We start from the raw sequence: 23517 nt of genomic DNA, 5'->3' as shown, positions 1-23517 counted from the left end.
GCGAGGCCGCAGGTGCAGGATCCGGGCGTCAGTTCACATCGCCCATCAGCGCCCGGATCCGCCCAGCCGCCAGGTAGAAGGCGATCGCGCACAACACCGCCAGCGCCCCCTGGGTGTAGAAGTAGGCGTTCTGGCTCATCACCTTGGTCAGCTGGGTGGTCCACCCCGCCACCGCGTCGCCGGTCGCCACCGCGAGGAACCACAGCCCCAGCATCTGGCTGACGAACTTGGGCGGCGCCAGCTTGGTGGTCACCGAAAGCCCGACCGGGGACAGGCACAGCTCGCCGACGGTCTGGATCAGGTAGACCGAGCACAGCCACAGCGGGGACACCAGCTTCCCGCCGTTCGCGGCCAGGCTGGCCAGCGCCATCACCCCGAAGGAGAGGCCGACCAGCAGCAGCCCGGTGGCGAACTTGTTGGGCGTGCTGGGGTCCTTGCCGCGCTTGGCCAGGGACTCCCAGATCCAGGCGAACACCGGGGCCAGCGCGATGATCAGCAGCGGGTTCACCGACTGGAACCAACTGGATGGGAAGGACCAGCCGAAGACGCTCAGATTCGTCTGGTTCTGGGCGAACAGGTTCAGCGTGGAGCCGGTCTGGTCGTAGATCATCCAGAACACCGCGGCGGCGATGAAGAACCAGACGTACGCGCCGATCCTGGTCCGGTCCAGCGCGGTCATGTCCTTGTCGGCCCGCATCCGGACGAAGTAGTAGAGCGGCAGCGCCACCCCCAGCACCGCCAGCACGTTCACCACGCTGTGGACGGTGAGGTGGCCGAACACCCCGTCCAGGGCGAAGCCGAGCACCGCGACCGCGGCCCAGGCGGCGGCCAGCCGGAGCACCTTGCGGCGCTCCGCCTCCGGGGCCGGCCGGGCCGGGCGGCTGCCGGCCTCGCCCAGGTGCTTGCTGCCCAGCAGGTACTGGGCCAGCCCGAAGCACATGCCGACGCCGGCCAGCGAGAAACCCAGGTGCCAGTTGACCTTCTGCCCGACCGTGCCGATCACCAGCGGCGCGAAGAAGGAGCCGATGTTGATCGCCATGTAGAAGAGGGTGAAGCCGCCGTCCCTGCGCACGTCGTGCTTGGCGTAGAGGGCGCCGACGATGCTGGAGACATTGGGCTTGAGCAGCCCGGTGCCGATCGCGATCAGCAGCAGCCCGCCGTAGAAGGTGCCGGTCTCCGGGATCGCCAGCACGAAGTGGCCCAGGGTGATCACCACCCCGCCGACCAGGACTGCCCGGCGGGCGCCCCAGAGCCGGTCGGCGAGCCAGCCGCCGGGCATCGACAGCATGTAGATCAGCGAGTTGTAGACGCTGTAGACGGCCAGCGCGGTCGCCTGGTCGAGGCCGGGGCCGCCCTGGTCCTTGGGCACGACCAGGAAGAGGGTAAGAAGCCCGCGCATCCCGTAGAAGCTGAAGCGCTCCCACATCTCCGTCCCGAACAGGGTCGCCAGCCCCCGCGGATGCCCGAAGAACCCCTTGTCGTCCTCGGCCGGACCACCGCCGGTCTCGGGTACAACGTCCTGCGACATCCGTCCGCCTCTCCTCCGGGCCTACCGTGCCGACGTTAGGTGACACCCCGTCAGTCGCAGGGACGGCACACCCTTACCTGGGCTGTTCGGTGGAACTGCTGCCCGCGCGGTCTACGATCAGACACATGACCCGTGTACTGCTCGCCGAGGACGATGTAGCCATCTCGGAACCGCTGGCCCGCGCGCTGCGCCGCGAGGGCTACGAGGTGGTGGTGCGCGAGGACGGCCCCTCCGCCCTGGAGGCCGGTCTTGAGGGCGGCAACATCGACCTCCTGGTGCTCGACCTCGGGCTCCCCGGCATGGACGGTCTTGAGGTCTGCCGACGGCTCCGCGCCGACGGCCACGGCTTCCCGGTGCTGGTGCTGACCGCCCGCGCCGACGAGGTCGACACCGTGGTCGGCCTGGACGCGGGCGCCGACGACTACGTCACCAAGCCGTTCCGGCTGGCCGAGCTGCTGGCCCGGGTCCGGGCCCTGCTGCGGCGCGGCACGGTGGACCTCACCACCGGGGCGCACGGCGTCAAGATCGACGTGGAGTCGCACCGGGCCTGGATCGGCGACGAGGAACTGCAGCTCTCCGCCAAGGAGTTCGAGCTGCTCCGGGTCCTGGTCCGGGACGCCGGACGGGTCGTCACCCGCGAGCAGATCATGCGCCAGGTCTGGGACACCACCTGGTGGACCTCCACCAAGACCCTCGACATGCACATCTCCTGGCTGCGCAAGAAACTCGGCGACGACGCCGCCAGCCCGCGCTACATCACCACGGTCCGCGGTGTCGGCTTCCGCTTCGAGAAGGGCTGACCGGAGCGGTGAGGCGCAGGTTGATCAACTCCACCCTGGCCGTGGTGCTGGTGGTGGTGGCGCTGTTCTGCGTCCCGCTCGCCCTGGTCGAGAAGAGCAGCATCGAGAGCAACGCCCAGGACCAGGTCACCTCCGAGGCGCTGCACCTGCTCGGCGTGGTGGAGAACCGGCTGGTCGCCGGCGAGCAGATCGAGGCGGAGGCACTGTCCGGGCTGACCAGCCAGAACGCTCAGCGCTACGCTGTGGTCACCGTTCCCGGGCAGCCCACGATCACCCTCGGCGCGCGCCCGACCGGCGCCGACCTGATCAGTGCGGTCGAGACCGGCGCGCACGGCGAGCAGGTCACCGTGCAGGAGTCGCGGGCGTCGCTGAACCGGGAGGTCCGGAACATGCTGCTGCTGCTGGTCCTGGTCGCGCTGCTCAGCATCCTGGCCGCGGCCATGCTCGCGGTCTGGCAGGCGCGGCGGCTGGCCCGTCCGCTCACCGAGCTGGCCGAGACCGCCGAGCGGCTCGGCTCCGGCGACCCCCGGCCCCGGCAGCGCCGCTACGGGGTGGTCGAGCTGGACCGGATCGCCGAGGTGCTGGACGCCAGCGCCGACCGGATCGGCCGGATGCTCACCGCCGAGCGCCGGCTCGCCGCCGACGCCTCGCATCAGCTGCGCACCCCGCTGACCGCGCTGTCGATGCGGCTGGAGGAGATCGCCGAGACCGACGACCTGGTGACCGTGAAGGAGGAGGCCGCGATCGCCCTGGTGCAGGTCGAGCGGCTGACCGACGTGGTGCAGCGACTGCTCACCAACAGCCGGGACCAGCGGAACACCTCGGCCGCGACGGCGTTCGAGCTGGACGAGGTGATCAAGCAGCAGGCGGAGGAGTGGCGCGCCGTGCTCACCCGGGCCGGGCGCACCCTGCACCTGGAGGGCCCGCCGGGGTTGCGCGCACTGGGCACCTCGGGCGCGGTGGCCCAGGTGCTGGCGGCGCTGATCGAGAACTCACTGATGCACGGGGACGGCGCGGTGACCATCCGTACCAGGGTCAGGGACAGCTCGGTGGTGCTGGAGGTGCAGGACGAGGGCGCGGGGGTGTCCAGCGAGCTGGGCGCCCGGGTCTTCGAGCGCGCCGTCAGCGGCCACAACTCGACTGGCATCGGCCTGGCGGTGGCCCGCGACCTGGCCGAGGCGGACGGCGGCCGCCTGGAACTGCTCTCGCAGAAGCCGCCGGTCTTTGCTCTATTCCTCAGTCGTCAGGGCGGCTAGGGCCGGGTCCGCGGCCGGGACGGCCTTGAACACCCAGGTCCGGTAGGACCAGAAGCGGAAGAGCGTGGCGACGCCGATGCCGACGATGGTGAAGGCCAGGCTGGCCGGCTTGCTCTTCATGTCGAAGCCGTAGGTCAGTGCGTAGAGCACGCCGTTCTGGATCACCAGACCGACCGCGCTGAACACCAGGAACAGCATGATCTCGCGCGAACGCGTCTTCTTGTCGGCGTCGCGGTAGACCCAGTAGCGGTAGCCGACGTAGTTGCACGCTATGGCGATCAGCGTGGCGACGATATTGGCCCGGACCGTCTGCATGACATCCAGCAGCGGCACCAGCACCACCAGCTGCACGACCACGCCGACTATGCCGACGACACCGAACTTCGCCAGTTCATTGACGAGGCGGCGCAGTACGGAGGGCGGCGTGGTGGCGGTTTCGGCGCTGATGGTCGTTGTCATCTCTCGGGAGTCCGTCTCTTCAGTGGCTCCTGGGGAGCGCCATTCATGCTAGTTCGCGCACAGCTGACCCTGGCGGTCACGGCACGCGCATCTCATCCGACTCTCACGTTCTCACCAGGGCTCTGGCTTCCCTACCCGGTATCCGCCCGCCCAGGATAGACGATGCCCCGCGCGCCTTCGCGCCTTGCGCTCTGGCCTGCGGTAATGCGGGCGGGCCAGCACCTATACCATCGAGCATGTGACTTTTCCGGTGGTCGGCATGATCGGTGGCGGGCAGCTGGCCCGCATGGCTCACCAGGCGGCGATCCCGCTCGGTGTGAGGTTCAGACTCCTCGCGGACACCCCGCAGGACTCCGCGTCCCTGGTGGTGAATGACGTCGTCCTGGGCGACTACCGGGATCTGGACACCCTGCGGCGCTTCGCGGCCGGCTGCGACGTGATCACCTTCGACCACGAGCACGTCCCGACTGAGCACCTGCGGACGCTGCAGGCGGAAAGCGTGGCCGTCCGGCCCGGTCCGGACGCGCTGGTGTTCGCCCAGGACAAGGGTCTGATGCGGGCCCGGCTGGACCAGCTCGGGGTGCCCTGCCCCCGGCACCGGCTGGTCGCCGACCCCGCCGACGTCTCCGCCTTCGCGGCCGAGGGCGCGGGCTACCCGGTGGTGCTGAAGACCACCCGCGGCGGCTACGACGGCAAGGGCGTGTGGGTGGTCCGGGACGAGGCCGAGGCGGCCGAGCCGTTCCGGGCGGGCGTCCCGGTGCTGGCCGAGGAGAAGGTGGACTTCGTCCGCGAGCTCGCGGCCGACGTGGTGCGCTCCCCGCACGGGCAGGCCGTGGCCTACCCGGTGGTCGAGTCCTGGCAGAAGGACGGCATCTGCCACGAGGTCACCGCCCCGGCCCCGGACCTCAGCCCCGACCTCGCGGCCGAGGCCCAGGCGCTGGCGCTGCGGATCGCCGGCGAGCTGGACATCACCGGCCACCTCGCGGTCGAGCTGTTCCAGACCAGGGACGGCCGGATCCTGGTGAACGAGCTGGCCATGCGCCCGCACAACTCCGGCCACTGGTCCATCGACGGCGCGGTCACCTCGCAGTTCGAGAACCACATCAGGGCGGTGCTCGACCTGCCGCTCGGCGACCCGCGTCCGCGCGCCCGGTGGACCGTGATGGTGAACGTCCTCGGCGGCGACTACCCGGACATGTACCACGCCTATCTGCACTGCATGGCGCGCGACCCGGGGCTGCGGATCCACATGTACGGCAAGGACGTGAAGCCCGGTCGTAAGGTGGGCCATGTCACCGTCTTCGGCGACGACCTGGACGACGTCCGGGAGCGCGCCCGGCACGCCGCCGCGTACCTGCGTGGCGACATCACCGAGTAGTCCGAGCACCGAGTCATCCGAGTAACGAGTAGTCAGCAGGGAGCTGGAATGCCTGAGCAGCCATTGGTCGGCATCGTCATGGGATCGGACTCCGACTGGCCGGTGATGGAGGGCGCGGCGAAGGCTCTCGACGAGTTCGAGATCGCCTACGAGGTCGACGTCCTGTCCGCGCACCGGATGCCCCGCGAGATGATCACCTACGGTGAGGAGGCCGCCGGGCGCGGCCTCAAGTCGCTGATCGCCGGCGCGGGCGGCGCCGCGCACCTGCCCGGGATGCTCGCCTCGGTCACCACGCTGCCGGTCATCGGCGTCCCGGTGCCGCTGAAGTACCTGGACGGCATGGACTCGCTGATGTCGATCGTGCAGATGCCGGCCGGGGTGCCGGTCGCCACCGTCTCCATCGGCGGCGCCCGCAACGCCGGGCTGCTCGCGGTGCGGCTGCTGGCCGCGTTCGACCCCGAGCTGGCCGAGAAGATGCGGGACTTCCAGCTGGAGCTGAACAACCAGGCCGCGGACAAGGGCAAGAAGCTGCGGGCCAAGGTCGGCGGCGGCAGCAGCTTCGGCTTCGGCGGATGACCGGGGTGACTGAGCCCGACAACGGGGCCGACGCCGGGACCCGCTCCGAGGCCCTGCTCGCCGCGGCCCGCGCGCTGCTCGCCGCACACCCGGTGGTGGACGGCCACAACGACCTGCCCTGGGCGCTGCGCGAGCAGGTCGGCTACGACCTGGACCGGCGCGACATCGCCGCCGACCAGAGCAGCCATCTGCACACCGACCTGGACCGGCTGAAGGCCGGCGGGGTCGGCGCGCAGTTCTGGTCGGTGTACGTCCGCTCCGACTACGCCGGGGACCGCGCCGTCAGCGCCACCCTGGAGCAGATCGACGTGGTCCACGCCCTGGTCGCGCGCTACCCGGACCGGCTGCGGCTCGCCCTCAGCGCGGACGACATGGAGGCGTCCCGCGCGCACGGGCGGATCGCCTCGCTGATCGGGGCCGAGGGCGGCCACTCCATCGCCGGCTCCCTGGCCACCCTGCGGGCCCTCTACACCCTGGGCGTCCGCTATATGACGCTCACTCACAACGACAACCTGCCGTGGGCGGACTCCGCCACCGACAAGCCCGTCGCCAACGGTCTCACCCGCTTCGGCGAGGAGGTGGTCCGGGAGATGAACCGGCTGGGCATGCTGGTCGACCTCTCGCACGTCTCCGCCGACACCATGCGGGACGCGCTCAGGGTCACCCGCGCGCCGGTGATCTTCTCGCACTCCTCCGCGCGCGCCGTCTGCGACCACCCGCGCAACATCCCGGACGACGTGCTGGCGCAGCTGCCCGGCAACGGCGGCGTCGCGATGGCCACCTTCGTCCCCAAGTTCATCCTCCCCGAGGCCATCGCCTGGACCAAGGCGGCCGACGCCAACATGGAGGCGCACGGCCTGCACGCGCTGGACACCACCCCGGACGCGATGCTGGTCCAGCGGGCCTTCGAGGCGGCCAACCCCCGCCCGCGCGCCAGTGCCTCGACCGTGGCCGACCACCTCGACCACATGCGCGAGGTCGCCGGGGTGGACCACATCGGCATCGGCGGCGACTTCGACGGGACGGCGTTCACGCCGGACGGCCTCGAGGACGTCTCCGGCTACCCCAACCTGATCGCCGAACTGCTCGGACGCGGCTGGTCCGAGGCCGACCTCGGCAAGCTGACCTGGGGAAACGCGGTACGGGTGCTGCGCGACGCGGAGCGGGTGGCCCGCGATCTGCGGGACCGGCGGCCGTCCATCGCCACCATCGAACAGCTCGACGGCTGAGCTGTGACCAACCTGCTGTAACGGAACCGCCGTGATGGAGCTCCCTTGATATCCCCGTATGCCGACCTCGTCCTGACCGGCGGCCCGGTCTTCACCGCGGACGGGGCCGCCAGCACGGCCACCACTGTGGCCGTCGGCGGTGACCGGATCACCGCCGTCGGTCACGACGAGGTGCGCGAGCTGATCGGGCCGAAGACCGAGGTGGTCGACCTCGCCGGGCGGCTGCTCGTCCCCGGCTTCCAGGACGCGCACATCCACGCCGTCTTCGGCGGCATCGAGCTGGGCGAGTGCGACCTCACCGGCACCACCGACCTGGCGGAGTACCAGCGCCGGATCCGCGCCTACGCCGAGGCCCACCCCGAGCGGGAGTGGATCACCGGTGGCGGCTGGTCCATGGAGAGCTTCCCCGGCGGCAACCCCACCCGGCAGCTGCTGGACGCGCTGGTCCCGGACCGCCCGGTCTACCTGGTCAACCGGGACCACCACGGCGCCTGGGCCAACACCCGCGCGCTGGAACTGGCCGGGCTGACCGCCGACAGCCCCGACCCCGCCGACGGCCGGATCGAACGCGAGGCCGACGGCACCCCCGGCGGCACCCTGCAGGAGGGCGCGACCAACCTGGTCGCCCGCCTGGTCCCGCCCACCACGGCGGAGGAGCGGCTGGCCGGGCTGCTCCGGGCGCAGCGGCTACTGCACTCGCTCGGCATCACCGGCTGGCAGGACGCCATCCTCGGCGAGTTCAACGGCCGGGCCGACCCGTCCGACACCTACCTGGCCGCCGCGACCGACGGCACGCTCACCGCCCGGGTTAACGGCGCGCTGTGGTGGGACCGCTCGCGCGGCGCCGAGCAGATCCCCGAGCTGGTCGAACGCCGGGCCCGGCTGCGGGCCGGGCGGTTCCGGGCCGACTCGGTGAAGATCATGCAGGACGGCATCGCCGAGAACTTCACCGCCGCGATGACCACCCCCTACCTGGACAGCTGCGGCTGCGCCACCGTCAACAGCGGCCTCAGCTTCGTCGACCCGCAGGCCCTGCTCGGCTATGTCACCGCCCTGGACGCGCTGGACTTCCAGGTCCACTTCCACGCCCTCGGCGACCGCGCGGTGCGCGAGGCGCTGGACGCGATCGAGGCCGCCCGCGGCGCCAACGGCCGGCGCGACACCCGGCACCACCTGGCCCACCTCCAGGTGGTGCACCCGCAGGACGTCCCGCGCTTCCGCGCGCTGGGCGCGATCGCCAACCTGCAGCCGCTGTGGGCCGCGCACGAGCCGCAGATGGACGAGCTGACCATCCCGTTCCTGGGCGGCGACGGCGCCTCTTGGCAGTACCCCTTCGCCGACCTGCGCCGGGCCGGGGCGACCCTCGCCGCCGGCAGCGACTGGCCGGTCAGCAGCCCCGACCCGCTCCAGGGCATCCATGTCGCGGTCAACCGGCGCGGCTACGGCGAGGAGGACGAGGTGCCGGTGTTCCTGCCGGAGCAGCGGCTCGACCTGGCCACCGCGCTGGCCGCGTACACGGCGGGATCGGCCCATGTGAACCACCACGACGAGACCGGCACCATCCGCGTCGGCGCCCTCGCCGACCTGGCCGTCCTCGACCGCGACCCCTTCGCGGGACCGGCCGAGGAGATCGGCGCGACCGGCGTCGCCCGGACGTATGTGGGCGGCGAGCGGGTCTGGGCGGCGCCGGGGGAGTGACGGCTCCGCTTTGGGCTCAGTCCGGGAGGCCGCGTTCCGCCGCCCGGACCGCGATCGTCCAGCCCAGCGCCAGCAGGGCCACCGCGCCCAGCAGCGGCAGCGCCGGGAAGCTGGTCGCGGCGTCGGCGGAGTCGGAGGTGAAGGCGTCCCTGATGGCGGCGTTGACCGGGGAGCCCGGGGCGACCAGCAGCACCAGCGACGCCGTGACCAGACTGAGCACCGCCGTGGCGGGCCGGTTCAGCAGCGGCGGCGAGCAGAGCGCGCCCAGCGCGGTGCCCGCGAGCAGGCCGATCAGGACGGCGGTGCTGCCGTCGCGGGCGATCGTGGCGAGCGGGGGGTGGACCACGCCCGGCGGCGGGCTGCTGAGCGCCCACTCGAACACCCCGGCGACCACGGCCAGCACCGCGCCGCAGATCAGCGCCGCGCAGAGGGCGGCCAGATGCGCCCGGCGGGGGCCGCTGGCCGCGGCCACGCAGGCCCTGGCCGGGCCCGGCTCGCCGGTGAGGACGGTACGGGTGAGCCAGCCGACGCTGGGGACCAGCATCCCGGCGCACCAGCCGAGCGAGTCGCCGTACTGCTGGCCGCCGAACTGCCCGGCGACGATCAGCACCCCGAACAGCAGCACCGGCGGCAGCCAGCGCTGCGAGCGCAGCAGCAGGGCCAGCTGATAGCGGATCAGATCGCTCATCGGGCGGCCTCCGCCCGGACGTTCTCGATCCGGGCCCGGGGGTCGTCCCTGAGCTCCCGCAGCAGTTCCTCGCTGTCGGTGCTGAGGGTGATCCGCACGGTGGTGCTCGGCGCCGCCGCGTCGGTGACCGCCACCCCGCCGTCGCCGACCTGCCAGCGCAGCGCCGGTCTGGTCGCCAGCCTGGTCGGGTCGTGGTCCACGAACAGCACGGTGCAGCCCTGCTCAAGCCGCTCGTCGACGGCGGCGTCCAGCTCGGCCCTGGCGTCCTGGTCCAGGCCGGTCCAGGCCTCGTCCAGGACCAGCAGCTCAGGCTCGCCGAGCAGGGCCTGGGCCACCGCGACCTTCTGGCAGGTGCCCTTGGACAGCTCGGCCAGCGGGGTCCGGGCGAAGGCCGCCGCGCCAAAGCGTTCGAGCAGCTGCCCGGCCCGGCGGGCGGACTCCGCGCCGCGCAGCCCGTGGATCCGGCCCAGGTGGCACAGGTAGTCGTGCGCGGTGAAGGGGAGCGCGGCGGGAAAGCGCTCCGGCACGTACGCTCGGTGTGCGGGCCGGTCCCGCACGCTGCCCCGGGTGGGCGCGCAGACTCCGGCGACCAGCCGCAGCAGCGTGGACTTCCCACCACCGTTGCCGCCCTGAGCGCGGATCAGCCGCCCGGCCGGGACGTCCAGGCTGACTCCGCGCAGCACCCAGGGGTCGTGGAGGCCGTAGCGCATGGCGATGCCGTCGAGTCGCATGCGGCCCAGGATAGAAGTGGGCCTCCCGCCTCAGCGGGGCAAACGGGGGATCTCGATCGCCGGGCAGTGGTCCATCACCATGGCGAGCCCGGCCGCGCGGGTGCGGTCGTAGGCGGCCTCGTCGATCACGCCCAGCTGGAACCACACCGCCTTGGCGCCCGCCGCGACCGCCTGGTCGGCGACCTCCCCGGCCAGCTCGCTGCGGACGAACACGTCCACCACGTCGACCGGGAAGGGGATGTCGGCGAGGCTGGCGTAGCCCTGCTCGCCGTGCACGGTCTCGGCCTTGGGGTGCACCGGCACCACCCGCTTGCCGAAGCGCTGCAGCACCTGGGCCACGCCGTAGGCGGCGCGGGCGGAGTTGTTGGACAGCCCCACCACCGCCCAGGTCGGGCCGGTCCCGGTCAGGATCTCGCGGACGGTGGCGTCGTCGCCGTAGTCGCTCATCTGCACGCTCCCTCAGTCACCAGCGACAACCCGACGGGCACCGGCCGGCATTCCCTCGGTGGGCGTCTCCCCTGCGGAGCGTCAGCTGGGGCGTCCCAGGGCCCGGTAGGTCCACCCCGCGTCGAGCCACCGCTGCCGGTCGAGGACATTGCGGCCGTCCAGGATGCTGCGCTCGGCCACGACCTTGCCGAGGACCTCGGGGTCCATCTCCCGGAACTCCTGCCACTCCGTCAGGTGCAGCACCACATGGGCGTCGGTGACGGCGTCCAGCACCGAGTCTGCGAAGGACAGCGAGGGGAACAGCTTGCGCGCGTTGTCCATGGCCTTGGGGTCGTAGACGGTGACCTGGGCGCCCTGGAGCTGGATCTGCCCGGCCACGTTCAGCGCCGGCGAGTCCCTGACGTCGTCCGAGTTGGGCTTGAAGGCCGCGCCGAGGACGGCGACCCGGCGGCCGAGGAATCCGCCGCCGCACTGCTCGCGGGCCAGCTCCACCATCCGGCTGCGGCGCCGCATATTGATGCTGTCGACCTCGCGGAGGAAGGTCAGCGCCTGGTCGGCGCCCAACTCCCCGGCGCGGGCCATGAAGGCCCGGATGTCCTTGGGCAGGCAGCCGCCGCCGAAGCCGAGCCCGGCGTTGAGGAACTTGCCGCCGATCCGCTCGTCGAAGGCCAGCGCGGCCGACAGCTGCACCACGTCCGCGCCGGAGGCCTCGCAGACCTCGGCCATGGCGTTGATGAAGGAGATCTTGGTGGCCAGGAAGGAGTTCGCCGCGGTCTTCACCAGCTCGGCGGTCGGGAAGTCGGTGACCACGAAGGGGGTGCCCCGGTCGATCAGCGGCGCGTACACGGCGCGCAGGGTCGCCTCGGCCTCGGCGCTGCGGACGCCGACCACCAGCCGGTCCGGGTGCAGGGTGTCGTCGACGGCGTAGCCCTCGCGCAGGAACTCCGGGTTCCAGGCGACCTCGGCGGCGGCCCCGACCGGCGCGGCCGCGGCCAGCCGCTCGGCCAGTCGCTCGGCGCTGCCGACCGGGACGGTGGACTTGCCGACCACCAGGGTGGGCCGCTGCAGGTGCGGGGCGAGCAGGTCGAACGCCGACTCGACGTAGGACATGTCACAGGCGAACTCGCCGCGCCGCTGCGGGGTGTTGGTACAGATGAAGTGGACGTCGCCGAACGCGCCGACCTCCTCCCAGGAGGTGGTGAAGCGCAGCCGCCCGGTGGAGCCCTCGACCCCGGCCACGTGCTTGCGCAGCAGGTCCTCCAGGCCGGGCTCGTACATCGGGACCCGGCCGGACGCGAGGGTGGCGACCCGTTCCGGGAGGATGTCGAGGCCGAGCACCTCGAAGCCGAGCTCTGCCATGCAGGCGGCATGGGTGGTACCCAGGTAGCCGGTGCCGATGACGGTGATCTTCACGGCTCTTGGTCCTTCCGCCGGGCGGGTGTGAAGGGGTCGGGCCTGGAGATCCTACCCAGTGGCGGAGCAGGCTGTTGCGCACGTCACGACCGACCCATCCGGGTGCAAGGCCTAGAATCAGCACAGGGCCAGATGTTACTTAACGGTAGATAACTTGGGGTGAGACGCATGGCGTCCAAAGGCGCGGCAGACTTCGACCTGTTCCGGATCTCCGAGGAGCACGAGATGCTCCGTGACGCGGTGCGTTCGCTGGCCGAGGCCAAGATCGCGCCGTTCGCTGCCGAGGTGGACGAGCAGGCCCGCTTCCCGCAGGAGGCGCTGGATGCGCTGACCAGCAGTGACCTGCACGCGGTGCACGTGCCCGAGGATTACGGCGGGGCCGGTGCGGACGCGCTGGCGACGGTGATCGTGATCGAGGAGGTGGCCCGGGTCTGCGCGTCCTCCTCGCTGATCCCGGCCGTCAACAAGCTCGGCTCGCTGCCGGTGATCCTGTCCGGCGACGAGGCGCTGAAGCAGAAGTACCTGACCCCGCTGGCAGCCGGGGAGGGCATGTTCTCCTACTGCCTGTCCGAGCCGGACGCCGGCTCGGACGCGGCCGGGATGAAGACCCGCGCGGTGCGCGAGGGCGACTTCTGGGTGCTGAACGGCGTCAAGCGCTGGATCACCAACGCGGGGGTGTCCGAGTTCTACACGGTGATGGCGGTCACCGACCCGGACAAGCGCAGCAAGGGCATCTCGGCGTTCGTGGTCGAGAAGGGCGACGAGGGGGTGTCCTTCGGTGCGCCGGAGCGCAAGCTGGGCATCAAGGGCTCGCCGACCCGTGAGGTCTACCTGGACAACGTCCGGATCCCGGCTGACCGGATCATCGGGGCGGAGGGGACCGGTTTCGCGACCGCGATGCAGACCCTGGACCACACCCGGATCACCATCGCGGCGCAGGCGCTGGGGATCGCGCAGGGGGCGTTGGACTATGCGGCGGGGTATGTGAAGGAGCGCAAGCAGTTCGGCAAGGCGATCGCGGAGTTCCAGGGGATCCAGTTCATGCTCGCCGACATGGCGATGAAGCTGGAGGCCGCCCGCCAGCTCACCTACGCCGCCGCCGCCCGCTCCCAGCGGGGGGACAGTGACCTGACCTTCTTCGGCGCCGCGGCCAAGTGCTTCGCCTCCGACGCCGCGATGGAGATCACCACCGACGCCGTGCAGCTCCTGGGCGGTTACGGCTACACCCGTGACTACCCGCTGGAGCGGATGATGCGCGACGCCAAGATCACCCAGATCTACGAGGGCACCAACCAGGTCCAGCGGATCGTCATGGCCCGCAACCTGCCATAGGTTCCATTGCCCAAAGCCAAGAGGCACCCCACGGGGTGCCTCTTGGCTTTCCCGGACGTCTTCCGGCCTGCGGAGTCCAGCGTGCTGAGGATGTCGTACGCAACAACGCCCACGACGGGCACCACCACGCCTGGGACATCGAGCGCATCCTGCGGGACGCGCAGGAGGGGTGACCTGAGGCTACGGCTCCGGCTCGGGCTGGTCCGGATCCTGGCTCGGGGGAGCAGCCGGGTCCGGCGGACCGTCCGGGTCGGGGGCGGGCTCCGGGTCCGGGGCGGGCTCCGGGTCGGGGGCGGGCTCCGGGTCCGGGACGGCCTCCGGGTCCGGGGGCAGCGGGGGTGGGCCGGTGGTGGGGCGGATGTGGCCGTACTTCAGGACGCGGCCGATGAGCGGTCCCAGGAGGAAGGCGACCGCGACCCACACCACGGTGACCACCAGCACGGTACGCACGACATCCCTGGGAATCCATCGGTGACGGGACGCGCACGCGCTGTGACGACCCGGCTCCATCATCCCGCCCGCATATGCGGCTGCGTCAACTCTCCCGGCGGGCACGAATGGGGCGGGCGAAGCGAAACGGGTGGTACGCCCCCCGGCTCGCGCCCCCTCAGCCGCACGCCCCCGCCGGAGCCGGCCGGCCGACCGCGGCCTCAGGCCTCAGGCCTCAGGCCTCCCGCGCCAGCGCCAGCAGTTCCGCCGCCGCCTCCACGTCCGGCGTGAGGTCGCGGTCGGCGTTGCCGGGGCTGAGGACCGCGCCGGCCTCCTGCTGGAAGCGCCCCAGCGGGCTCGACGGGTCGAGGATCACGCCGTGCATCCGCAGCGCCCGCACCGCGGCGACCAGCTCGCAGCCGAGCACCAGCCGCAGGATGCCCACGCTCTCCAGCAGGTGCCTGGCCCCGGTCGCGGCGAAGCTCGCGTGCTCCTCCACCCCCCGGGACAGCACCGCGTGGCCGAGGGTGACCGGCTGCGCCAGGGCCCGCAGCTCGGCCAGCGCGGACTGGGCCGCGTACTCGGTGATCATGATGCCGCTGCTGCCCTCCTCGTCCTGGGCCAGGAACGGCGGCAGTCCGGTGAACACCGGGGAGACCAGCACCCCGACCCGCGCCGTGGACAGCTGCGCGGTGCCGAGCAGGGCCAGGCGCAGCTGGTCCATGGCCAGCGCCAACGAGGCCTGGTGGAAGCCGCCGTGGTGGTGGTACTCGGCGGGCTCCAGCGACAGCAGCGGGTTCTCGGCGGAGCAGTTGAGCTCGATCGCCAGGACCTGCTCCAGCGCGTCCGCCGCGTCCAGCGCCGCGCCGTGCACCTGCGGCAGGCAGCGGAAGCCGAACGGGTCCTGGACTAGGACCGGCTCCCAGGGCACCGGGTCGAGCAGCTCCCGCATCCGGGCCGCGACCCGGGTCGCCCCGGAGTGCGGGCGCAGCGCGTGCACCACCGAACCGTAGGGCTCGGTGGAGCCCTGGACCACGGTCAGCGACAGCGCCGCGATCAGTGGGACGGTGTCCATCAGTGTGCTCAACTCATGCTGCGCTAGCGCCGCCTGACCTATCGTCAGCGCGCTGCTCGACATCAGCGGCAGTGCGTCCCAGCGGTCCAGCGGCAGCGGTTCCGGGGCGGGGCCCTCGCCGGTGCCCTCGCGCCAGGGCTGTTCCCCGGCCAGGGCGAGGCCCAGTTCGGCCAGCGCGGACAGGTCGCCGGTGCCGATCGAGCCGTAGCCGTGGACGGTGGGGACGTGCCCGCTGCGGAGCGCCTCGGCGATCCGGTCGGCGACCGTGGCGCTGATCGCGGAACCGGCCCTGAGCAGCTGGTTCAGCCGTACCGCGAGCATCGCCCTGGTCTGCTCGACCGGGACCAGCGGGCCGATCCCGCCGCTGTGGCTGCGCAGCAGCCGGATGCCGTGGTCGTCGGCGGCCCGGTCGGTGACCTCGGTGGTGCGGTTGGCTCCGACGCCGGTGGTGAGGCCGTACACGCGCTGGCGGGTGACCACCTCCTCGGCGACGACCCGGGCCTTCAGCATCCGGTCCCGGGCGGCCGGATCGACCTCGGGGCTGGCGCTGCGGCGGGCGAGGGCGGCGACGTCCCCGGGGGTGAGCGAGGCGCCGTCCAGGGTCAGGGTGCGCGGAGTCACGGGTGCGGACCGCCTTCCGGGGGCGAGGAGTGCTTCGTCCCGGGGGCCAATCACTGCCCTCCGGCAGCATGAAGGTAACCCACTGTGAAAGCGCGTGGTGAAAGGAGGGGTGCCGCCGGCTCCGGGCCGGCGGCACCCCTCCGTGGACAGGTCGGCAGTGGGTCAGGCAACGATCTCCGGACGAAGCGGGACAAGCGCCGCGGCGATCTCGCCGATGGTCTCCTCCGGGACGCCGAGCGAGGCCAGGGTCGCGGCCAGATGGCCGACCACCTGGTCGAAGTTCTTCTCGCTGATGCCCCGCCCGGCGTGGGCCTCGGCCATCGAACGGCCGCTGTAGCCGTCCGGGCCGCCGAGCGCGGTGCTGATGAAGGCCCGCTGGTGGGCCTTGAGCTGGGGGATGCTGGTCTCGGTGAAGAACCCGGCGAGCTCGGGGTCGGCGAGGACCCGCTGATAGAAGTCGTCCACGGCTGCGGTGACCGCGGGTGCCCCGCCGATGGCGTCATAGATCGTCATGGCAAGTGAGTATGGCTATCACTCAAGTGTGCGAATAGAGATGACAGTTGACCGCTTGTGAATGTTCAGTGGGAGGCGCCGCCGAGGTTGAGGGCGACCACCCCGCCGATGATCATCGCGATCCCGGCCAGCTTCCAGGCGTTGACGCTCTCGCCGAGGAAGCTGAAGCCGATCGCGGCGATCACCGCCGTGCCCACGCCGGACCAGATCGCGTACGCCGTGCTCACCGGGATGTGCTTCAGCGCCTGCGCCAGGAAGACGAAGGAGAGCCCGTACCCGGCGACCACCACCAGGCTGGGCAGCAGCCGGGTGAAGCCCTCGGAGTACTTGAGCGAGACGGTGGCGCAGATCTCGCTGGCGATGGCGACGGCGAGGAACAGGTAGGGCATGTGCGGACGTGCCTTCGGGTCGGGTGGTGCGGTCGGGCCAGGGGTCAGGCCCAAGGACAAACCAGAGGTCAGGCCCGGACTTCCCCGGGCTGGACCAGGCTACGCAGGAGCGCGAGGTCCACGTCCAGCAGGCTGCCGACCACCGTCCGTCCGTGCGCCGCCGCGACCGGGGCGGCGGAGGGGACGGCGAGCACGGCGCAGCCGGCCGCCTCGGCGGAGGCGACCCCGGTCGGGGTGTCCTCCACGGCGACGCAGCAGGCCGGGTCCACACCCAGGGCCTCGGCCGCGGCGAGGTAGGGATCGGGCGCGGGCTTGGTCCGCGGGGTCTCCCCGGCGGCGAAGGACACCGCGAAGCGCCGGCTGCCGAGGGTGGCCAGCACGATGTCCACGACGTGCCGGGGCGAGGCGGAGACCAGGGCGATGGTGACGCCCCCGGCGGTGAGCTCGTCCAGCAGCGCCAGCGCGCCGGGCAGCGGTTCCACCCGGGCCTGCACCAGGCCGGCGAAGCGCCGCTCCAGCGCGTCGGCGAGCCGGGACAGCGCCGGGGTCGCACCCTCCACCGGCGCCGCGAGCAGCCGCCCGTGCAGGTGGACGGCGGTGTCCTGGACCGCGCGGCCGAGGATGTACGGCTGGTCGTCCGGGCCGAGCGGCAGGCCGAGCAGCGCGGCCTCGGCCGCGACCGCCTGCTGCCACAGGCCCTCGGTGTCGACCAGGGTGCCGTCCATGTCGAAGAGGACGGCCTGGAGTCGGGTGAGCTGGTTCGGAAGGGTCACGGGCGGCTGGCCACCAGTACCGGGCGCTCGGACAGGTCCACGGTCACACCGGTGCCCGCGGGGAGCGCGGCGGCGTCGTGGGTGGACAGGTCGACCTTGATCTCCCGACCGTCCGTCAGCTGCACGGCGAGCCGGGTGACCGAGCCGAGGAAGGTGCTGCCGACCACCACCGCGCCACCCCCGCCCTGTGCGGTGAGCTGCACGTTCTCCGGCCTGACCAGCACCTCGACGTCCTGGTTCGGGCCGGTCCTGGCCCCGTCCACGGGCAGTCTGCGGCCCAGTACCTCGACCGTTCCGGTGTCGTCGCCGATCCGTCCGGGGATCCGGTTCATGGTGCCGACGAACTCGGCGACGAAGGCGGTGGACGGGCGGGCGTACAACTCGGCCGGGGTGGCGCACTGCTCCAGCCGCCCCGCGTGCATCACCGCGACGCGGTCGGCCATCGACAGCGCCTCCTCCTGGTCGTGGGTCACGAAGAGGGTGGTGATGCCCAGCTCCTTCTGCAGTCGGCCGATCTCCTCCCGGAGGTTCAGCCGCACCTTGGCGTCCAGCGCCGACAGCGGCTCGTCCAGCAGCAGCACCCGCGGGCGCAGGGCCAGCGCCCGGGCCAGCGCGATCCGCTGCTGCTGGCCGCCGGACAGCTGGTGCGGGTAGCGGTCGCCGTACTGGGGCAGGCCGACCAGCTCCAGCAGTTCGTCCGCGCGCCGGCGCCGCTCCGCCGTCGGGGTCTTCCGCATCCGCAGCCCGAAGGCGACGTTGTCCCGGGCGTTGAGGTGCGGGAACAGGCTGTAGGACTGGAACACCATGCCGGCGTCGCGGCGGTGCGCCGGGATGCCGGTGATGTCGGCGCCGTCGACCAGCACCGCGCCCGAGTCGGGGCGCTCGAAGCCGGCGACCATGCGCAGCGCCGTGGTCTTGCCGCAGCCGGACGGGCCGAGCAGGGCGAGCAGTTCGCCGGGCTGCACGGTGAGGTCCAGGCCGTCCAGCGCGGTGGTCGCGCCGTAGCTGCGGCGCAGCCCGCGGAACTCGACGGTGGCACTGCTGTCGGCCGCCAGCACCGACGCGGCCGTGGCGGGACCGGCAGAGCCGGCAGCAGCGGCAGAGGCAGCGGACGTGGTGGCGGCGCCGGGGGCCGTTTCGGTCATCGGGGGCTCCCTAGGGGGTAGTGGGGGTCGAGGCGCCGCGGCGGCTGCCGCCCGCGGACAGGAGGAGCAGCAGCAGCCAGGTGAGCAGCAGGCTGACGATGGAGACGGCCACGGTGACATCGCCCTGGCCGGACGCGTTGCCGTTGACGATCCAGACCGAGAACGGCACGAAGCCGAGGATCGAGGAGACCGTGAACTCGCCCAGCACCAGCGCCAAAGTGAGGAACGCGGTGTTCAGCAGCGCGCCGCGGAGGTTGGGCAGGATCACCGTGACGATGGCGCGGGCCCGGCTCGCGCCGTTGTTCTGGGCCGCTTCGAGCAGGGTGCGGACGTCCAGCGCCCGCATCCCGGCGTCCAGGGTGCGGTAGGCCAGCGGGAGCGCCATCACCACATAGGCGAGCAGCAGGATCACCGGGAAGTCCGGGTTCTGGATGTCGACCAGCAGCTGGAACATGGTGCTGCCCTGGGTCAGGTGGTTGCTGCCCCAGCTGAGCACGCTGGTGATGCCGGCCGTGAAGGCGATGGCCGGGACCACCAGCGGCAGGGTGCAGGTCAGTTCGACCACGGTGCGCAGCCGCGGGCTGCCCAGCCGGACCGCCACCACGGCCGGGATCAGCAGCAGGTAGACCACGACGATGGTGGCCGCGGCCAGCTCCAGCGAGAGCTGCAGGGCCGGCCAGAGGCCGGTGACGCTGAAGATCTCCCGGTACGCGTGCAGGGTGAACCCGTGCACCGGGTCGTCCACGGTGAAGAGGAACGAGGCCAGGATCGGCACGACGAAGTAGACGCCGCAGAACAGCAGCACGGCCGCCCGGCCGAAGCGCGGGCGGTTCCTCAGGTTCGTGCTCAGACCAGCCATCGGGCGCTCCGGCGTTGCAGGGGCAGGTACAGGGCCATCACCAGGGCCGCGATGACCACCATGTCCAGGCTCATCGCCAGCGCGACGTTGCCGGCGTCGGCGGAGACATTGCCGTTGAGGGCGTTGGCGATCTGCAGGGTGATCAGCGGGACGGACGCGCCGACCATCGCCGCCGCGGTGGCGTACGCGGCGAAGGCGGTGCCGAAGAGCAGCACGAAACCGCCCAGCAGCGAGGGCGCCAGCACCGGCAGCCCGACGTAGCGCCAGTACTTCCACAGCGTCGCGCCGTTGTTCTGGGCCGCCTCGCGCCACTGCCGGCGCAGCCCGTCCAGCGAGGGGAGCACGCTGAGCACCATCAGCGGGATCAGGAAGTACAGATAGACCAGGTTGAGGCCCCAGAAGGTGTAGAGGCTCCAGCCCGCTCCCTTCAGATGCAGCCGGGTGGTCAGCACCCCGGCGTTGCCCAGGGTGGCGATGAACGCGAACGCCAGCGGCACGCCGCCGAAGTTGGCGAGCACCCCGGAGGCGCTGAGCACGGCGTGCCGCAGCGCCTGGAACCGGGAGGTGGCGACGGCCTGGGCGAGCAGCAGGCCGACCACGGTGGCGATCAGCGCGGACACCGCGGACAGCTTGACGCTGCCGAGCAGGGCGGTCAGATAGCCGCCCTGGAGCGAGGCAGTGAGATTGCCCGAGGTGTAGGTGCTGGGGGTGCCGGGGGTGTTGGTGGTGAACGCGCCGTAGGCCATCGCGACGGCCGGCACGCCGAATCCCACGGCGACGAAGAGGAGCAGCGGGGCGACGGCGAGGCGCCCGGCCGCCGCCCGGCGCAGCGAACTGCGCAGGCGGCGGCGGGGACGGTCGTCCTCGGTCGCGCTGGGGGCAACCAGGTCGGCGGTACTCACCCGGCGATGGCCTTGGTCCAGCCGGAGGCCAGCAGCGCCTTGGCCTTGGTGATCTGGTCCTGGGTCGGGAAGGTCGGGGTCCCGGTGACGGCCGGCAGCTTGGCGGCGGCGGCGGTGTCCAGGGTGCCCGCGGTCTTCAGCGCGTCCATCTCGACCGGGCGGGCGAAGCCGCCGAGGAAGAGGTTCTGGCCCTCGGCGCTGTAGAGGTACTCCTCCCACAGCCGGGCGGCGGCCGGGTGCGGCGCCCCCTTGTTGATGGCCTGGTTGTAGTAGTTGGCGTAGACGCCGTCGGTCGGGACGTTGACCTGCCAGTTGATGCCCTTGGACTTGAACTCGGCGGCGTAGCCGGCGTTGAGGTAGTCCCAGTCGATGGTGATCGGGGTCTCGCCCGACTCGACCGTGCTCTGCTTGGCCTGCACCGGGTTGAAGTTGCCGGCCTTCTTGAGCTTGGTGAAGAAGTCCAGGCCGGGCTGGATGTTGTCGAAGCTGCCGCCGTTGGCGAGGGCCGCCGCGTAGACGCCGGCGAAGGCCGCGCCGGCCTGGGTCGGGTCGCCGTTGAGCGCCACCATGCCCTTGTACTCCGGCTTGAGCAGGTCGGCGAAGGTCTTCGGGCAGTCCTTGACCTTGCTCTCGTTGCAGCCGATGGAGATGTAGCCGCCGTAGTCGAAGGCCCAGGCGCCGTCGGTGGCGGCCTGGCCGGCCGGGATCGAGGAGAAGGCGGCGACCTTGTACGGGGCGAACAGGCCCTGCTGGGCGCCGCTGAGCGCGAAGGCGCCGCCGAGGTCCAGCACGTCGGGGGCGCGGCTCTGGCCCTTGCGGGTGGTGACCGCGTTGATCTCGTCCTGGCTGGAGCCCTCGGGGTTCTCGTCGTTGACCTTGATGCCGTACTTCTTGGTGAAGCCGTCGATGATCGCGCCGTAGTTGGCCCAGTCGCGGGGGAGGGTGATCGCGTTCAGCGTGCCCTCCTTCTTCGCCGCCGCGACCAGCGCGTCCATGCCGCCGAAGTCGGCGGCGGAGGTCGCGGTGGCGGCGCTCTTGGCACTGCCCGCCCCCGACGCCCCGGCAGCGGGCTTGGTGGAGCTGGAGGAACCACAGGCGCTCAGCGTGAGTGCGGCGGCCACCAAACAACCGGTGACGGCGGCGGACCGGGCAAGGGAGGGAGTCACGGTGTCTCCTGACGAGGCGTCTTTGGGAGGGGACTTGTTTGGACAAGCTGGTGACAGTACGCCCGAGCATGGTGAAGGGAGGGTGAACGGCGCACGTCCGGTCGCGCTCTTTTACCTGTCGGTATTCTGCTTGCTGGGCTGGGATTTCACACCCGCACCAGGTAACGGTACGATCACGCAGCTGATCGTGATGTGAGCTGCTGTGGCAGCACCCCGGGTTGTGCTGTGCACAGCCCATCCCGCCCGACATGGAGGTTCACGCTGTGTCCGCACGCCATGAGGAGATCGCCGACGCGCTGCGCCGGGCGATAGACCGCGGCGAGTACCCGGTCGGCGGCACGCTTCCCACCGAGAGCGATCTCGCCGCCCGGTACGAGGTCTCCCGGGGGACGGTCCGTCAGGCCGTGGCCGCGCTCACCTCCGAGGGCCGGATCGGCTCCCGGCAGGGCGCCCGCCGGGTGGTCCTCGGCAACCGGCGCAGCCAGAGCTTCGCCGAGCTGCGCAGCTTCGCCCAGTGGGCCGGCGCCATGGGCCGCACCGCCAGCGGCCTGGTGGTCGAGCAGTTCCGCCGCCCGGCCACCGCCGAGGACGCCGAGCGGCTGCTGATCGAGCCAGGCGCCCAGGTGCTGCAGGTGCTCCGGGTGCGCGGCCTGGACGGGGAACAGGTGCTGGTGGAGCGCAATGTCTATCCGCCGTGGGTGGCCGAGGCGGTCGAGCGGCTGTCGCCGGAGTGCGAGTCCGTGGTCCAGGCCCTCTACGACGACATCGGGATCATCTTCGCCTACGGCGAGCACACCATCGACGCCGTGGCGGCGGGCACCCAGGACGCCGAGCTGCTCGGCATCCGCCGCGGCGGCCCGCTGCTGCGGATCCGGCGCACCACCACCACCCACGCCGGACGGCCGATCGAGTGGTCCGACGACCGCTACCGCTCGGGCTCGGTCAGCTTCGCGGTGGCCAACTCCATCGGCTCCAACCCGCTGGCGCGGCATGTGGAGTGACGGAGCGTCAAAAAGTGTCAGCCGCTGCCGGTGGTGCCGGACGGGTTGACCGCGGCGGTCACCGGGCGGTCGTTCTGGATCTCCGCGAACAGGGCGGCCGAGCCGCTCTCCGACCACAGCACCGCCGAAGCCCCGCTCGGGGTGGTGTAGTCCTGCGTCGCCAGCGGCACCGTCACCGTCTTTCCCTTCGATCCGCTGACCCCGTGCATCTGCCGGCCGAACTGCCCCAGCGTCCACAGGCCGGTGTCCCGGTCCACGGTCAGCGACTGGAAGCAGGCGTTGAGGAAGGGGTAGAGCGTGAACGGGTTCAGCCAGGTGCCGGGCTGCACCACCTGCTTCGCCATCGACTGCAGGAACTGCTGCTGGTTCTGGATCCGGCTCAGGTCGGAGTCCGGCAGCGAGTAGCGGGTGCGCAGCAGCTGCAGTGACTCGGTGCCGTTCAGGGTCTGGCAGCCGGCCTTGAGGTCCGCGCCCGACTTGGCGTCCTGCACCGGCTCGGCCAGGCAGATCGGCACCCCGCCGAGCGCGTCGACGATGTTCACCACCCCGGTGAAGCCGACCTCGGTGTAGTGGTCCAGGTGGATGCCGGTGTCCTGCTCCACCGTCCGCACCAGCAGCGGCGCGCCGCCGAGGGCGAAGGCCGCGTTGATCTTGTCCTTGCCGTGGCCGGGGATGGAGACGTAGGAGTCGCGCGGGATGCTCATCAGCACCGGGCCGTTCGAGCCCTGGTGCAGCACCATGATGGTGTCGGTGTTCAGCCCGCTGTCGGAGCCGACATGGAGGTCCCGCTCCTGCTGGGCGGTCAGCCCGGACCGGCTGTCCGAGCCGACGATCAGCCAGTTGGTGCCGGGCCCGTCGGCCGGCCGGCCGCTGTAGTCGGTGATCGCGGCGACCTTGACCAGTCGGCCGTCCGCCCAGAACCAGGTCCCGGCGACCACCGCGGCCAGCAGCACCAGCAGCAGGGCGGTCAGCAGCAGCAGGAGCTTCCACCAGCGCCGCTTCCGAGGCCTCGGCGCCCCCGGCGCCCCGGCCTGCCGCCCCTGCCGCCCGGCCCGTCCCGGCGGCAGGCGCGGGGACAGCTCGGGCGGCAGCGGCTCCTCGGGGGTCAT

General features: G+C 71.8%; 25 protein-coding genes. 9 read left to right on the top strand and 16 right to left on the bottom strand.

The window, feature by feature from the left end:
- Nucleotides 1-28: 28 nt before the first annotated feature.
- Nucleotides 29-1528 (bottom strand): peptide MFS transporter, encoded by a 1500-nt coding sequence (locus ACXKR8_RS19245; RefSeq protein ID WP_458274132.1) that lies wholly within the window; start codon nt 1526-1528, stop codon nt 29-31.
- A gap of 125 nt (nt 1529-1653) precedes the next feature.
- Between ACXKR8_RS19245 and ACXKR8_RS19240 the strand changes: the two genes are divergently transcribed.
- The gene (locus tag ACXKR8_RS19240) at nt 1654-2328 is read left to right on the top strand and encodes a response regulator transcription factor (protein WP_370085175.1); all 675 of its coding nucleotides are present in this window, start codon (nt 1654-1656) and stop codon (nt 2326-2328) included.
- 8 nt (nt 2329-2336) lie between these two features.
- Complete coding sequence (locus ACXKR8_RS19235; RefSeq protein WP_458274131.1) at nt 2337-3584, top strand: ATP-binding protein; 1248 nt, start codon at nt 2337-2339, stop codon at nt 3582-3584.
- On the opposite strand, the gene ACXKR8_RS19230 is transcribed toward ACXKR8_RS19235, so the two are convergent.
- Nucleotides 3558-4043, bottom strand: a complete 486-nt coding sequence (locus ACXKR8_RS19230) for a GtrA family protein (RefSeq protein ID WP_458274130.1) — start codon at nt 4041-4043, stop codon at nt 3558-3560. The two genes, ACXKR8_RS19235 and ACXKR8_RS19230, sit on opposite strands and share 27 nt — an antisense overlap.
- 238 nt (nt 4044-4281) lie before the next feature.
- Here ACXKR8_RS19230 and ACXKR8_RS19225 point away from each other — a divergent pair, with 238 nt between their 5' ends.
- Genes ACXKR8_RS19225 through ACXKR8_RS19210 form a run of 4 tightly spaced genes read left to right on the top strand, consistent with a single transcriptional unit; the run spans nt 4282 to nt 8924 of the window.
- Complete coding sequence (locus ACXKR8_RS19225) at nt 4282-5421, top strand: 5-(carboxyamino)imidazole ribonucleotide synthase (RefSeq protein ID WP_458274129.1); 1140 nt, start codon at nt 4282-4284, stop codon at nt 5419-5421.
- 48 nt (nt 5422-5469) lie between these two features.
- Nucleotides 5470-5997 (top strand): 5-(carboxyamino)imidazole ribonucleotide mutase, encoded by a 528-nt coding sequence (gene purE / locus ACXKR8_RS19220; RefSeq protein WP_458274128.1) that lies wholly within the window; start codon nt 5470-5472, stop codon nt 5995-5997.
- Complete coding sequence (locus ACXKR8_RS19215; protein WP_458274127.1) at nt 5994-7226, top strand: dipeptidase; 1233 nt, start codon at nt 5994-5996, stop codon at nt 7224-7226. The genes purE and ACXKR8_RS19215 overlap by 4 nt, the downstream gene beginning before the upstream one ends.
- A 48-nt stretch (nt 7227-7274) precedes the next feature.
- Nucleotides 7275-8924 carry an amidohydrolase gene (locus ACXKR8_RS19210; RefSeq protein WP_458275022.1) on the top strand — a complete coding sequence of 550 codons (1650 nt, stop codon included), beginning with the start codon at nt 7275-7277 and terminating at the stop codon, nt 8922-8924.
- Nucleotides 8925-8940: 16 nt separating this feature from the next.
- Here the strand turns inward: ACXKR8_RS19210 and ACXKR8_RS19205 are convergent, their stop codons facing one another.
- From ACXKR8_RS19205 to ACXKR8_RS19190, 4 genes are all read right to left on the bottom strand, one after another.
- Nucleotides 8941-9612, bottom strand: a complete 672-nt coding sequence (locus ACXKR8_RS19205) for a hypothetical protein (RefSeq protein ID WP_458274126.1) — start codon at nt 9610-9612, stop codon at nt 8941-8943.
- Nucleotides 9609-10343, bottom strand: coding sequence for an ATP-binding cassette domain-containing protein (locus ACXKR8_RS19200; RefSeq protein ID WP_458274125.1), 735 nt, complete (start codon nt 10341-10343; stop codon nt 9609-9611). The genes ACXKR8_RS19205 and ACXKR8_RS19200 overlap by 4 nt, the downstream gene beginning before the upstream one ends.
- A 30-nt stretch (nt 10344-10373) precedes the next feature.
- Entirely contained in the window at nt 10374-10790 is a 417-nt protein-coding gene (locus ACXKR8_RS19195; protein ID WP_458274124.1) for a CoA-binding protein, read from the bottom strand.
- An 81-nt stretch (nt 10791-10871) separates the two neighbouring features.
- Nucleotides 10872-12203, bottom strand: a complete 1332-nt coding sequence (locus tag ACXKR8_RS19190; RefSeq protein ID WP_458274123.1) for a UDP-glucose dehydrogenase family protein — start codon at nt 12201-12203, stop codon at nt 10872-10874.
- A gap of 168 nt (nt 12204-12371) precedes the next feature.
- Here ACXKR8_RS19190 and ACXKR8_RS19185 point away from each other — a divergent pair, with 168 nt between their 5' ends.
- Nucleotides 12372-13535, top strand: coding sequence for an acyl-CoA dehydrogenase family protein (locus ACXKR8_RS19185; protein WP_458274122.1), 1164 nt, complete (start codon nt 12372-12374; stop codon nt 13533-13535).
- A 180-nt stretch (nt 13536-13715) separates the two neighbouring features.
- Here ACXKR8_RS19185 and ACXKR8_RS19180 read toward each other — a convergent pair whose 3' ends face one another.
- From ACXKR8_RS19180 to ACXKR8_RS19140, 9 genes are all read right to left on the bottom strand, one after another.
- Nucleotides 13716-13985 (bottom strand): hypothetical protein, encoded by a 270-nt coding sequence (locus ACXKR8_RS19180; RefSeq protein ID WP_458274121.1) that lies wholly within the window; start codon nt 13983-13985, stop codon nt 13716-13718.
- A 214-nt stretch (nt 13986-14199) separates the two neighbouring features.
- Nucleotides 14200-15660 (bottom strand): aromatic amino acid ammonia-lyase, encoded by a 1461-nt coding sequence (locus tag ACXKR8_RS19175; protein WP_458274120.1) that lies wholly within the window; start codon nt 15658-15660, stop codon nt 14200-14202.
- Between the two features lie 162 nt (nt 15661-15822).
- A complete protein-coding gene (locus ACXKR8_RS19170) occupies nt 15823-16173 on the bottom strand; it encodes a group I truncated hemoglobin (protein WP_458274119.1) in 351 nt (116 codons plus the stop codon).
- Nucleotides 16174-16238: 65 nt separating this feature from the next.
- Nucleotides 16239-16562: a DMT family transporter gene (locus ACXKR8_RS19165; RefSeq protein ID WP_458274118.1), complete on the bottom strand. Its 324-nt coding sequence runs from the start codon at nt 16560-16562 to the stop codon at nt 16239-16241.
- 68 nt (nt 16563-16630) lie between these two features.
- Nucleotides 16631-17335: an HAD family hydrolase gene (locus ACXKR8_RS19160; protein ID WP_458274117.1), complete on the bottom strand. Its 705-nt coding sequence runs from the start codon at nt 17333-17335 to the stop codon at nt 16631-16633.
- Nucleotides 17332-18480: an ABC transporter ATP-binding protein gene (locus tag ACXKR8_RS19155; RefSeq protein WP_458274116.1), complete on the bottom strand. Its 1149-nt coding sequence runs from the start codon at nt 18478-18480 to the stop codon at nt 17332-17334. The genes ACXKR8_RS19160 and ACXKR8_RS19155 overlap by 4 nt, the downstream gene beginning before the upstream one ends.
- A 10-nt stretch (nt 18481-18490) precedes the next feature.
- Nucleotides 18491-19339 (bottom strand): ABC transporter permease, encoded by an 849-nt coding sequence (locus ACXKR8_RS19150; protein WP_458274115.1) that lies wholly within the window; start codon nt 19337-19339, stop codon nt 18491-18493.
- Nucleotides 19327-20181, bottom strand: coding sequence for an ABC transporter permease (locus tag ACXKR8_RS19145; protein WP_458275021.1), 855 nt, complete (start codon nt 20179-20181; stop codon nt 19327-19329). The genes ACXKR8_RS19150 and ACXKR8_RS19145 overlap by 13 nt, the downstream gene beginning before the upstream one ends.
- Before the next feature lie 56 nt (nt 20182-20237).
- Nucleotides 20238-21407 (bottom strand): ABC transporter substrate-binding protein, encoded by a 1170-nt coding sequence (locus ACXKR8_RS19140; protein WP_458274114.1) that lies wholly within the window; start codon nt 21405-21407, stop codon nt 20238-20240.
- Nucleotide 21408: 1 nt separating this feature from the next.
- On the opposite strand from ACXKR8_RS19140, the gene ACXKR8_RS19135 reads away from it, so the two are divergent.
- Nucleotides 21409-21603 (top strand): hypothetical protein, encoded by a 195-nt coding sequence (locus ACXKR8_RS19135; protein WP_458274113.1) that lies wholly within the window; start codon nt 21409-21411, stop codon nt 21601-21603.
- Between the two features lie 67 nt (nt 21604-21670).
- Nucleotides 21671-22408: a GntR family transcriptional regulator gene (locus tag ACXKR8_RS19130; RefSeq protein ID WP_458274112.1), complete on the top strand. Its 738-nt coding sequence runs from the start codon at nt 21671-21673 to the stop codon at nt 22406-22408.
- A gap of 17 nt (nt 22409-22425) precedes the next feature.
- Here the strand turns inward: ACXKR8_RS19130 and ACXKR8_RS19125 are convergent, their stop codons facing one another.
- A complete protein-coding gene (locus ACXKR8_RS19125; protein WP_458274111.1) occupies nt 22426-23517 on the bottom strand; it encodes an LCP family protein in 1092 nt (363 codons plus the stop codon).

It is taken from the genome of Streptacidiphilus sp. PAMC 29251, from assembly GCF_054208735.2.
The sequence above is the reverse complement of the archived record's forward strand: the minus strand, read 5'-3'. Positions and strand labels throughout refer to the sequence as shown.